This window comes from Ramlibacter sp. bp-362, assembly GCF_054956735.1.
Genome location: NZ_JBUDXE010000003.1, coordinates 135373 through 147708, shown reverse-complemented (window position 1 = coordinate 147708; position 12336 = coordinate 135373). Strand labels below are relative to the sequence as shown.

8 protein-coding genes are annotated in these 12336 nt (G+C 70.6%); 4 read left to right on the top strand and 4 right to left on the bottom strand.

What is annotated here, in order from left to right; all coding sequences use genetic code 11:
- Positions 1 to 49 precede the first annotated feature (49 nt).
- Complete coding sequence (locus ACY0MJ_RS05160) at positions 50 to 1399, bottom strand: erythromycin esterase family protein (protein ID WP_462637246.1); 1350 nt, start codon at positions 1397 to 1399, stop codon at positions 50 to 52.
- A gap of 75 nt (positions 1400 to 1474) precedes the next feature.
- Positions 1475 to 2824, bottom strand: a complete 1350-nt coding sequence (argA, locus tag ACY0MJ_RS05155) for an amino-acid N-acetyltransferase (protein ID WP_462637245.1) — start codon at positions 2822 to 2824, stop codon at positions 1475 to 1477.
- Positions 2825 to 2920: 96 nt separating this feature from the next.
- Here argA and ACY0MJ_RS05150 point away from each other — a divergent pair, with 96 nt between their 5' ends.
- The 4 genes from ACY0MJ_RS05150 to ACY0MJ_RS05135 all read left to right on the top strand — a co-directional run bounded on the left by ACY0MJ_RS05150 (position 2921) and on the right by ACY0MJ_RS05135 (position 10190).
- Positions 2921 to 4147: a 7TM diverse intracellular signaling domain-containing protein gene (locus ACY0MJ_RS05150; RefSeq protein ID WP_462637244.1), complete on the top strand. Its 1227-nt coding sequence runs from the start codon at positions 2921 to 2923 to the stop codon at positions 4145 to 4147.
- 21 nt (positions 4148 to 4168) lie between these two features.
- Positions 4169 to 5407 (top strand): GGDEF domain-containing protein, encoded by a 1239-nt coding sequence (locus ACY0MJ_RS05145; RefSeq protein WP_462637243.1) that lies wholly within the window; start codon positions 4169 to 4171, stop codon positions 5405 to 5407.
- A gap of 109 nt (positions 5408 to 5516) precedes the next feature.
- A complete protein-coding gene (hrpA, locus tag ACY0MJ_RS05140; RefSeq protein WP_462637472.1) occupies positions 5517 to 9389 on the top strand; it encodes an ATP-dependent RNA helicase HrpA in 3873 nt (1290 codons plus the stop codon).
- Between the two features lie 93 nt (positions 9390 to 9482).
- Entirely contained in the window at positions 9483 to 10190 is a 708-nt protein-coding gene (locus ACY0MJ_RS05135; protein ID WP_462637242.1) for a twin-arginine translocation signal domain-containing protein, read from the top strand.
- 7 nt (positions 10191 to 10197) lie between these two features.
- On the opposite strand, the gene ACY0MJ_RS05130 is transcribed toward ACY0MJ_RS05135, so the two are convergent.
- Complete coding sequence (locus ACY0MJ_RS05130) at positions 10198 to 11364, bottom strand: pyridoxal phosphate-dependent aminotransferase (protein ID WP_462637241.1); 1167 nt, start codon at positions 11362 to 11364, stop codon at positions 10198 to 10200.
- A 5-nt stretch (positions 11365 to 11369) separates the two neighbouring features.
- Positions 11370 to 12320 (bottom strand): CysB family HTH-type transcriptional regulator, encoded by a 951-nt coding sequence (locus ACY0MJ_RS05125; RefSeq protein WP_462637240.1) that lies wholly within the window; start codon positions 12318 to 12320, stop codon positions 11370 to 11372.
- Positions 12321 to 12336: the final 16 nt, after the last annotated feature.

Below are 12336 nucleotides of genomic sequence, written 5' to 3'. Positions count from 1 at the left end.
CTGCGCGCGCGGCCTGGGTCCCCGCCTGCGCGGGGATGACGCGTCTTTCCTACAGCCCCGAAGGATAGGTCTCCGCCGGCTCGCCGGCATGCCAGGTCGGCTCCGCCACGAGCGGTTCGACCGCGCGCGTCTCGTCGACGTGGATGATCGCGTCGAACTGCGCCGGCAGGTGGGTGTGGAAGTAGTGGCTCATGCGCTCGCTGCGGGGCAGGTAGATCACGCCGATCGCCCGCTGCAGGCGGCGCTCGCGCAGCAGCCCGGACAGCGCGGCGTTGCCGCGCAGCGGCAGCCAGAAGCGCTCCTCGCCGGTCCGGTGGAAGAGGTCCTCGTAGCTGTCGGCCAGCCCGGGGCGCACGCGCTTGCGTTCCGCCACGGCGTCCCATTCGGATGCGGCCGTGACCGTGCCGTGGTGCGTGCTGAAGCCCACCAGCACCGCGCCCTCGGCCCAGCGGTCGCGCGCCAGCTGGCCGACGTTCCATTCGCCCATGTCGCCCATCTCCGTGGCGCTCGCGTCGCCCAGGTGCGAGTTGTGCGCCCAGACGATCATGCGTGACGGCCCGACCGTGGCCGCCAGGTGCTTTTCCAGCGCCTGCAGCGTCTCCACCATGTGGCTGTCCCGCAGGTTCCAGGACGACACCCGGCCGTGGAACATGGTCCGGTAGTACTCCTCCGCGTTGCGCACCAGGCGCGCGTTCTGCTGCGCGAAGAACAGGTCGCCGCGGTCCTCGCTGGAGGCGGCGAGCAGGTCCACCGCCCGCCGGTTCATCTCGCGCAGCTGCTGGATCACCTCGTCCTCGCAGCTGGGCTTCATGCCGAAGCTGGCGGCGTACCCGTAGGCCTGGCTGTCCTCGGCGAAGTGGTCGAAGCAGGCATAGCGGCTGCGGGCACGCCGTGCCGCTTCCGGGTCCACCCGGTCCAGGTAGTCGAGCACGGCGCGGACCGAGGTGAACAGGCTGTACAGGTCCATGCCGTAGAAGCCGACCTGCTGCGACAGGGGCCGTCCCTTGTTGTGTTCGCGCAGCCATTCGACGAAGTCGCGCACCACCGTGTTGCGCCACATCCAGGTCGGGAAGCGCTCGAACCCGGACAGCGCCGCCTCGGCGCTGCCGTCGTCGGAAAGGTGCCGGATGTAGCGGTTGACGCGCCAGGCGTCCGGCCAGTCCGCCTCGACCACCACCGCGTTGAAGCCGTGCTCGAGGATCAGTCGCTGGCTGAGCGCGACGCGCTCGGCATAGAACTCGTGGGTGCCGTGGCTCGCTTCGCCCAGCAGGGCGAGGCGGGCGCGGGCGAGCTGCTGCACCAGCAGCGGGTCGTCGGCGGCGGCCGAGGGCAGGGGTCGCAGGTGCGGCCGCAGGCCCTGCAGGAGCGTGTCGTCGAGGGAGGGAGAAAGGAGGCCCATGGCCTCACGCTAGGCCCGGGGCGCGGCCGGGGCTGTCGGACGGCAGCGCGCTTCCGGTCGGAAGCCGCGCAAGCCTCAGTCGAGCTTCTTCACGAAGACCATGCTGCGCCGGTCCCAGTTGTACTTGCGCTTGCGCGCTTCCGGCAGCCAGTCCGGGTCGACCTGCACGAAGCCGCGCTTGAGGAACCAGTGCATGGTGCGGGTGGTCAGCACGAAGATGCTCTCCAGGCCCATGGCGCGGGCGCGCTGTTCCACGCGGCGCAGGACCTTCTCGCCGTCGCCCTGGCCCTGGCTCTGCGGCGAGACCGTCAGCGCCGCCATCTCGCCGGTGCGCGCCTCGGGGTAGGGGTAGAGGGCGGCGCAGGCGAAGATCACGCCGTCGTGCTCCAGGATCGTGTAGTTGGCGATGTCGCGCTCGATCTCGGTGCGGTCGCGCTTGACCAGCGTTCCGTCCTTCTCGAAGGGTTCGATCAGCTGCAGGATGCCGCCGACGTCGTCGGCCGTCGCCTCGCGCAGCTCCTCCAGCTTCTCGTCGATCACCATCGTGCCGATGCCGTCGTGCACGTACACCTCCAGCAGCAGCGAGCCATCCGTGGCGAAGGGGATGATGTGGCTGCGCTCCACGCCGGCCTTGCAGGCCTTGACGCAGTGCTGCAGGTAGAAGGCGGTGTCGCTGGGGTTCTGCGCCGGCGGCAGGCTCGCAAGCAGCTGTTCGGCCGCGGCCAGCGGCAGTTCGGTGTCGACGGGGTTGTCCTCGCCCGCCGGGTCCAGCGGCCGCACCCGCACGCCGGGCACTTCCGTGAGGAAGATCAGCTTGTCCGCCTGCAGGGCGGTCGCGACGCTGGTCGCGACTTCCTCCATGGTCAGGTTGAAGGCCTCGCCGGTGGGCGAGAAGCCGAAGGGCGAGATCAGCACCATGGCGCCGAAATCGAGCGTGCGCTTGATGCCCGCCACGTCGACCTTGCGCACCAGGCCGGAGTGCTGGAAGTCCACGCCGTCCACGATGCCCACCGGGCGCGCGGTGATGAAGTTGCCCGAGATCACGCGCACCGTGGAACCGGCCATCGGCGTGTTGGGCAGGCCCTGGCTGAACGCCGCCTCGATCTCGTAGCGCAGCTGGCCGGCCGCTTCCTGGGCGCAGTCCAGCGACACGCTGTCAGTGATGCGCATGCCGTGCGAATAGCGCGAGGCGTGGCCCTTGGCCTTCAGCTGCTCGTTCGCCTGCGGCCGGAAGCCGTGCACGAGCACCACCTTGACGCCCATGCTCTGGATCAGCGCGAGGTCCTGGGCGATGTTCGGCAGCTTGCCCGCGGCGACCGCCTCGCCGGCCATGCCCACCACGAAGGTCTTCCCGCGGTGCATGTGGATGTACGGCGCGACCGAGCGGAACCAGGGAACGAAGGTGAAATTGAAGATCGCGGACATCGGCGGCGGCGGGGGCGGCGCGAGTGAGGTACGAGCGCGACAGTGTAAGGGACTCCCCTGCGGGAGCGCGTGCCGTTTGCGCTATCGTTGCGCTCCATGGATCCTCTCGCCGCCGGTTTCTGGGGCGCCTTCTTCGGCACCGCCGCCCTGATGCTCGGCGTGTCGCTCGCCGCTTTCGCGCGCCTGCAGCGCCGCGTCGCGCTCATGGCGGCGCTTTCGGCCATCCTCTCGGCCCTGTTCGTCGTCGCCTACCTCGGCTGGCTGCCGGTGGAGGGCGAGGAGGAGGCCCGCGTGCTGGCGCACGTGGGCGTGATGGTGGCGACCCTGCTGGCGCTCCTGCTCCTGACCTGGCTGGGCCTGCTGCGCGATGCCGGTGGCGCGCGCCGCGGCGTGGCGGTGCTCGTCGCGGTCGACGCCGCGGTGCTGGCCGCCGGCTGGGCGCTGCCGGCGACGCTCAGCCTGGCGCTGGCCTCGCTGCTGATCATCGCCCTGGGCCTCGTGATGCTGCTGGTGGTGGTCCGCAGCGCCCGCCGCGGCGACCGGCAGGCCTGGCTCACCGTGATCGGCATGGGCTTCGTGCTGCTGGCCGTGGCCGGCCTGAGCTGGATCGCCCTCGACCGCACGCTGCCGTGGCCGGTGCACGCGGCCAGCGCCGTCGCCGGCATGGCCTACCTGTCGGTGATGGCGGCGGCGCTGTGGCGGCGCTACTCCTACCTGCTGGAGCTGTCGGAGGTGATGGCGCACGGTCCCAGCTACGACCCGGTGACCCGCATGCGCTCGCACAGCGAGACCGGCCAGCTGGTGGGCGACGTGTTCTTCCACCGCGAGGCCGAGGCCCGCCCGGTGGGCGTGCTGGCGGTCTGCATCGCCAACCTGTACGCGCTGGAGAACCTGCACGGGCGCGCCGCCTTCAACCACGCCCTGTTCATCTGCGCCGGGCGCCTGCGCCGCTGCGTGCCGCAGACGGTGGAGATGGGGCGGCTGGGCGAGGACGGCTTCCTGCTGCTCACGCGCAGCATGGACGACATCCGCGGCATGGAGAAGCTGGCGCGCGAAATCCGCGAGCGGCTCACGCGGCCCGTGGCGTTGAGCATCAGCCGCGAGCCAGGGCGCATCGCGGGCCGGGGCACGACCTGGGCCGCCGACGTCGGCGTCGGCCTCCTCGCCACCAGCACGCAGGTGCGGCCGGCGCAGGCCGTCGCCACGGTGCGCGCGATGGCCCGCACGGCCTGGACCTACGCGACACGCGTGGCCTTCTTCGACCCGGAGGCGGGCCAGATCGCGGAGCTGCCGGGGGAGGCGGCGCCGCTGCGCGTGGCCTAGGCCCGCCCCGCGCCCGAGCCCATGGACACCATCGCAGCCGGCTTCTGGGGCGCCTTCTTCTGCACCGCCACGCTGATGCTGGTGGTGTCGCTGGCCGCCTTCCGGCGCTCGCAGCGGCGGGTGGCCCTGATGGCCGGCCTCACCTCCCTGTTCTCCGCCACCTTCGTGGTCGCCTACCTGGGCTGGCTGCCGCTGGAAGGCAGCGCGGAGGCGCGCGTGCTGGCGCACGTCGCGGTGCTCACCGCCGTCGCGCTCGCGCTGATGCTGATGTCGACGCTGGGCATGCTGCGGCAGACCGCCGTCGGCCGGAAGGCGATCGCCTGGCTGGTGGGGGCCGGGGTCGTGGTCCTCGCCGCCGGCTGGATGCTCCCGGCGACGGAGGCGCTGGCCCTCAGCTCCGTGGCGGCCTTCTCCGTGGGCAGCGCGATGCTGGTCGTCGCCACCCGGGGCGCCCTGCGCGGCGACCGCGCGGGCTGGACGGCCGTCGCCGGCATCGTCTTCATGCTGGTGGCGCTCGCCGGCCTGAGCTGGATCGCCCTCAGCCGCACCCATGCCTGGCCGGTGCACGCGATCAGCGCGGTCGCGGGCGTCGCCTACCTGTGCGTGATTGCCGCCGTGCTGTGGGCGCGCTATTCCTACCTGCTGGAACTCTCGGAGGTGCTGGCGCACGGCCCGAGCTACGACCCCGTGACCCGCATGCGCTCGCACTCCGAGACCGGGCAGATGGTGGGCGACGTCTTCTTCCAGCGCAACGCCGAGGCGCGGCCGATCGGCGTGCTGGCGATCTGCATCGCCAACCTGTACGCGCTGGAGAACCTGCACGGGCGCGCCGCCTTCAACCACGCGCTGTTCGTCTGCGCGGGCCGGCTGCGGCGCTGCGTGCCGCAGAACGTCGAGATGGGGCGGCTGGGCGAGGACGGCTTCCTGCTGCTGGTGCCCAATGCGCCCGACGTGGACCGGCTCGCGCAGCTCGCGGTGCAGATCCGCGACCGGCTGGCGCGGCCGGTGTCGCTCAGCACGAGCCGCGACCCGGCGGGGCTGGAGGCGGCCGGCACCGCGTGGGTGGCCGACCTCGGCATCGGCGTGCTCGGGACCAACACCCAGGTGCGGCCCTCGCAGGCCGTGTCGACGGCGCGCGCCATGGCGCGCACGGCCTGGAGCTACGCCAGCCGCATGGCCTTCTTCGACCAGCAGGTGGGCCAGATCGCCGAGCTGCCGGCCGGCGCCAGCCGCGCCGGCGCGCGCGCGGTCGCCGCCTGAGGACCGGCGGCATCGGATAATCACGGGCTTTCCCCGTGCCGCCTTGCCTGCTCCCCTGAACATCACGTTTCCCGAGAACCTGCCCGTCTCCGCGCGGCGCGAGGAGATCATGGCCGCGATGGCCGCCCACCAGGTGGTGATCGTCTGCGGCGAGACGGGCTCGGGCAAGACGACCCAGCTGCCCAAGATCGCGCTGGCGATGGGACGCGGCAAGCTGAACGCGCCGGCGGGGAAGGGGCGGCTGATCGGGCACACGCAGCCGCGGCGCATCGCGGCATCCAGCGTCGCCAAGCGCATCGCGCAGGAGCTGCAGACGCCCCTGGGCGAGGTGGTGGGCTACAAGGTCCGCTTCCAGGACCGGCTGGCGCGCGACGCCTCGGTCAAGCTGATGACCGATGGCATCCTGCTGGCGGAAACGCAGTCGGACCCGCTGCTGTCGGCCTACGACACGATCATCATCGACGAGGCGCACGAGCGCAGCCTCAACATCGACTTCCTGCTCGGCTACCTGCGCCAGCTGCTGCCGCGCCGGCCGGACCTGAAGGTGGTGGTGACCTCGGCGACCATCGACGCCGAGCGCTTCGCGCAGCACTTCGCCTCGGCGCAGGGGCCGGCGCCGGTGATCTACGTGTCGGGCCGGATGTTCCCGGTGGAGCAGCGCTGGCGGCCGTTCGAGGAGTCGCGCGAGTTCGACCTGAACGACGCGATCGCCGACGCCGTGGACGAACTCTGGCGCGGCAACGCGCCGGGCGACATCCTCGTCTTCCTGCCCGGCGAGCGCGAGATCCGCGAGGCCGCGGACCACCTGCGCAAGCATCTCGCGCACGATCCGCTGACGCGCAACGCCGAGGTGCTGCCGCTGTTCGCGCGCCTGTCGCAGGCGGAGCAGGACCGGGTTTTCGACAGCCACGGCGGCCGGCGGATCGTGCTGGCCACCAACGTGGCCGAGACCTCGCTCACCGTGCCGGGCATCCGCTACGTGATCGACACCGGCACGGCGCGGGTGAAGCGCTACAGTTTCCGCAGCAAGGTGGAGCAGCTGCTGGTGGAGCCGGTGAGCCAGGCCGCCGCGAACCAGCGCGCCGGCCGCTGCGGGCGGGTCGCCAACGGCATCTGCATCCGCCTGTACGACGAGCAGGACTTCGCCGGCCGCTCGCGCTTCACCGATCCGGAGATCCTGCGCTCCTCGCTCGCCGGCGTGATCCTGCGCATGAAGTCGCTGCACCTGGGCGCGGTGGAGGACTTCCCCTTCATCGACGCGCCCTCGCGCCGGGCGATCGCCGACGGCTACCAGCTGCTCAACGAACTGGGCGCCGTGGACGATGCGAACGTGCTCACGCCCATGGGCGCCGAGCTGGCGCGCCTGCCGCTCGACCCGCGCGTCGGCCGCATGATCCTGGAAGCGCGCGAGCGCGGTGCGCTGCAGGAGGTGCTGGTGATCGCCTCGGCCCTGTCGCTGCAGGACGTGCGCGACCGCCCGCTGGAACTGCAGGCGCAGGCGGACCAGCAGCACGCCAAGTTCGACGACGAGAAGAGCGAGTTCTCGGGCTACCTGAGGTTGTGGCAGTGGCTGGAGGAATCCAGGGGAGGGAGACCCTCACCCCCGCCCTCTCCCGCAAGCGGGAGAGGGTGCACTTCTCACCCTCTCCCGCTTGCGGGAGAGGGCCGGGGTGAGGGCGCGCACCACAAGCTCTCCAACCGCCAGTACGAACAGCTCCTGCGCCAGAACTTCGTGAACGTGCGGCGCGTGCGCGAGTGGCGCGACGTGCACAGCCAGCTGCTGACGGTGGTCACCGAGCACAAGTGGCGGCTGAACGCGCAGCCGGCCAGCTACGAGCAGCTGCACAAGGCGATGCTGTCCGGCCTGCTCGGGAACATCGGCTTCAAGCTGGAAGACGATGAAGCCTATCTCGGCGCGCGCGGCATCAAGTTCTACCGCCATCCCGGCGCGCACCTGAAGAAGCGGCCCGGCCGCTGGGTGGTGTGCGCCGAGCTGGTGGAGACCACGCGCCTGTTCGGCCGCGGCATCGCCAACATCGAGCCGCAGTGGGTCGAGGAGGTCGCCGGGCATTTGCTGAAGAAGCAGCTGCTGGACCCGCACTGGGAGAAGAAGGCCGCCGAGGTCGTCGCCCTGGAGCGCGCGACGCTGTACGGCATCGTGATCTACAGCGGCCGGCGCGTGCCGTTCGCGCGCGCGGACCTGCAGGGCGCGCGCGAGATCTTCCTGCGCGAAGGCCTGGTGGAAGGGCAGTGGGAAACGCGGCTGCCCTTCCTCGCGGCCAACCAGAAGCTGGTGAAGCAGGTGCAGGAGCTGGAACACAAGGCGCGCCGCCAGGACGTGCTGGTGGACGAGGAGCTGATCTACGCCTTCTACGACCAGCAGGTGCCCAGGGACGTCTACAGCGGCGTCACCTTCGAGCGCTGGTACCGCGAGGCGAGCCGCGGCCGCCCGGACCTGCTGAAGCTCACGCGCGAGGAGCTGATGCGGCACGAGGCCGCCGGCATCACCACCGACGCCTTCCCCCGGACCGTGAAGCTGGGCGGCGTGGACTGCGCCGCCGCCTACCTGCACGAACCGGGCGATCCGCGCGACGGGATCACCGTCACCGTCCCGCTGTTCGTGCTGAACCAGGTCGGCGAGGACCGGGCCGAATGGCTGGTGCCGGGCATGCTGAAGGACAAGATCCAGGCCCTGCTGAAAAGCCTGCCGCAGAAGCCGCGCTCGCGCTTCGTCCCGCTGCCGGAGTCGGCGGCGCGCCTCGCCGAGACGCTTTCGGACCCGGACCGCTTCGCGCAGGGCAGCCTGACCGACGCCCTGCTGAAGCTGGTGCGCGAAGCCACCAGCCTGGACGTGAAGCGCACCGACTTCAAGCTGGACATGCTGCCGGCGCACCTGTTCATGAACTTCCGCGTGGTGGACGAACACGGCCGCCAGCTGGGGATGGGGCGCAACCTCGGCGCGCTGAAGGCGGAACTGGGCGCCAAGGCCCGGGGCGCCTTCCAGGCGCTGGCCGGCCTCAAGGGTCTTTCTCCCTCCCCCCCTGGGGGAGGGCGGGGTGAGGGCATTCCGCCGCAAGCCGACAAGGCTGCCGCGCAGCGCCCCCCTGCCGGCCTCCCCCCAGCGGGGGGAGGAGAACAGAAATACACCGCGTGGACCTTCGGCGAGCTGCCGGAACTGATGGAGATCCGCAAGGGCGGCACCAGCCTCGTCGGCTTCCCGGCGCTGGTGGACCGCGGCGACGCGGTCACGATCGAGGTCTTCGACGAGCCGGAGCTCGCGGCGGCGAAGCACCGCGTCGGCCTGCGCCGCCTGTTCGCGCTGCAGCTGCGCGACGCGCTGAAGTACCTGGAAAAGAACATCCCGGACCTGCAGAAGATGGCCGTGGCCTACATGCCGCTGGGCACGCTCGAGGAGTTGCGGGCGCAGGTCATCGCCGTCGCCCTGGACCGCGCCTTCCTGCTGGACCCGCTGCCCGCCGACGCGGCGGCCTTCCAGCGCCGGCTGGACGAGGGCCGGGGACGGCTCACGCTGATCGCCAACGAGGTGGCGCGGCTCGCGGCCACCATCCTGGCCGACTACGCCGCGGCCGCGCGCAAGATCAAGGACACGAAGATCCAGCCCGAGGCGACGGCCGACGCCGCGCAGCAGCTGCAGCGGCTGGTTCCCAGGAACTTCCTGGCCGCCACGCCCTGGCCGCGGCTGCAGCACCTGCCCCGCTACCTCAAGGCCATCGTGCTGCGCCTGGACAAGCTGCGCGCCGACCCCGCTCGCGACGCCTCCCGCCTGGCCGAGCTGAAGCCCCAGGAGCAGCGCTACTGGCGCCTGGTCGCCGAGCGCAAGGGGGCCGTGGACGAGCGCATGGAGGACTTCCGCTGGCTGCTGGAGGAGCTGCGGGTGAGTTTCTTCGCCCAGGAACTGCGCACGCCCCAGCCGGTCAGCATCAAGCGCCTCGAAAAGGCCTGGAGCCAGTTGCAAAGCTGAGTTTTCACGCCCGAGAACCTCGGTTCGCGGTACAAAACCGGATGCCCGGCGGCGCTCCGGCCGCTACCGTGGGGCAGCAAAGGAATCAGACGCATGGATCGACGCAGCTTCCTGGAGACGTGCACCGCCGGTGCGGCCGGCCTGTCGGCCGCCGCCACGAGCTTTCCCGCCTGGGCCGCCGACGCCCGCCCGCGCGAGTACGCGCGCGCGCTGCTCGTGGACGAGCGCGGCGATCCGCTGAAGGCCTCGGCCCTGAAGCCGCAGGTGAACTACGTCTTCCACTATCCCTACGAGGCGACCCCGGTGTTCCTGCTGGACCTGGGCAAGCCGGTGAAGCCGCACGCCCTCAGCACCGAGGACCGCCACGCCTACCGCTGGCCGGGCGGGGTGGGGCGCAACCGCAGCATCGTCGCCTTCTCGGCGATCTGCGCGCACCAGCTGGTGTACCCGACGCCCGACGTGAGCTTCATCAGCTTCCGCAAGACGCGCGCGCAGCGCGGCGTGCAGGACGGGCTGATCCACTGCTGCGCGGAGCACAGCCAGTATGACCCCGCCCGCGGCGCCGAAGTCCTGTCGGGCCCGGCGCGCCAGCCGCTGTGCGCCGTGCTGCTGGAGCACGACCCGGCGGCCGACGCGCTCACGGCCTACGCGACGCTGGGCGGCGAGCTGTTCGACGCCTTCTTCCGCAAGTACCAGATGAAACTGAGCCTGGACGTCGGGCCGAAGGCGCGCAATGCGATCGCCGGCAGGACGGTCGTCAGCGAGCTGGCGAAGTTCTGCAAGAACCCGATCCAGTGCTGACGGTGCGTCAGAGCTTCGCCAGCCGCTCCAGCGCCGCGCGCAGCGTCTCGTCCTTCTTGGCGTAGCAGAAGCGCACCACGCGCTGGTCGAAGCCGCCGCCGTAGAAGGCCGACAGCGGGATCGCCGCGACGCCGATCTCGCTCGTGAGCCACTTGCAGAACTCGTCTTCCTTCAGGTCGCTGACCTGCGAGATGTCCACGCACTGGAAGTAGGTGCCTTCGCTGGGCAGCAGCTTCAGCCGCGTGCGCGCCAGGCCTTCGCGGAACAGGTCGCGCTTGCGCTGGTAGAAGGCCGGCAGCTGCAGGTAGGGCTCGGGCGAGGCCATGTAGCTGGCCAGGCCGAACTGCATGGGCGTGTTCACCGTGAACACGTTGAACTGGTGCACCTTCCGGAACTCCGCCGTCAGCACGGCCGGCGCCGCGACGTAGCCGACCTTCCAGCCGGTCACGTGGTAGGTCTTGCCGAAGCTGGAGACGATCAGCGAGCGGGCCGCCAGGCCGGGGAAGCGCGCGGCGCTCTGGTGCAGCTGGCCGTCGTAGACCATGTGCTCGTAGACCTCGTCGCTGATCACGAACACGTCGGTGGGCGCGAGCAGGTCCTGCAGCTGCAGCATCTCCTCGCGGGTCCAGACGGTGCCGCTCGGGTTGTGCGGCGAATTGATCATGATGGCCCGGGTGCGCGGCGACAGGGCCGCGGCGATCTTCGCGAAGTCGGGCCGGAAGCTGCCCGGCACGAGCGGCACGCGCACCACCTTGCCGCCGGCCAGCTCGATGTTGGGGACGTAGCTGTCGTAGCAGGGCTCCAGCACGATCACCTCGTCGCCCGGCTTCACGATCGCCAGCACCGCCGTGATGATGGCCTGCGTCGCGCCGGCCGTGATGGTGATCTCGGCGGCCGGGTCGTACTTGCGGCCGTACAGCGCCTCGATCTTGGAGGCCACCGCTTCACGGAGGGGCGCCACGCCCGCCATCGGCGGGTACTGGTTGAGGCCCTGGCGCATGGCCTGGTCGACGGCGTCGACCAGGCGCGGGTCGCATTCGAAGTCGGGGAAGCCCTGGCCCAGGTTCACGGCGGACTTCTCGGTCGCCAGCGCGGACATCACCGTGAAGATGGTGGTGCCCATGGAAGGGAACTTGGTCTGCAGGGGCGGGGTGCGTTCGGTCTGGGAAGGCATGATGGTCAAAGGTCGTAGTCACTGCCATGGCCGGTCATGGCCTTGGCGATCAGGTTGCGGTCCAGGCGGTCGGAAAGCAGTTCGGCGAAGCGGTAGACGAAGTTTCGCAGGTAGGCGCCCCGCTTGAACGCCACCCGCGCCAGGTTGCTCCCGAACAGGTGGCCGAGCGGCCGGGCGACCAGGTCGGTGGGCTGCGTGGCGGCGTCCTCGCGCATCGCCATCTCCGCCAGCACGCCGATGCCCAGCCCCAGCTTCACGTAGGTCTTGATCACGTCGGAATCGATCGCCTCCAGGACGATGCGCGGTTGCAGCTTCTTCTGCGCGAAGGCCGTGTCGATCTTCGTGCGGCCGGTGAAGGACGGGTGGTAGGTCACCAGCGGCTCCGCCGCGAGGTCCTCCAGCGTGATGCGCTCCTTCTTCGCCAGCGGATGGCCCTGCGGCAGCACCAGCATGTGCTGCCATTCGTAGCAGGGCATGGTCACGAGGTCGGGGTACTCGGAGAGCGATTCCGTCGCCACGCCGATCTCCGCCACCTCGTCCAGCACCATGCGGGCGACCTGGTCCGGGGAGCCCTGGTGCAGGCTCACGCTGACTTTGGGATAGGCCTCGCGCAGCTTCGCCACCGCATGGGGCAGGACGTAGCGCGCCTGCGTGTGGGTCGTCGCGATCGACAGCGTGCCGCTGTCCTGGGCGCTGAACTGCTCGCCGATGCGCTTGAGGTTGCCCACCTCCCGCATGATCAGCTCGATGCTTTTCAGCACGTGCTGCCCGGGCTCCGTCACGCGCTTCAGTCGCTTGCCGTGGCGCGCGAAGATCTCGACGCCGAGCTCGTCCTCCAGCTCGATGATCGCCTTCGACACGCCGGGCTGCGACGTGTGCAGCGCCTTGGCCGCTTCCGTCAGGTTCAGGTTGCGCCGCACCGCTTCCTGGACGAAGCGAAACTGATGCAGGTTCATTCCGAATTTCTTCTAA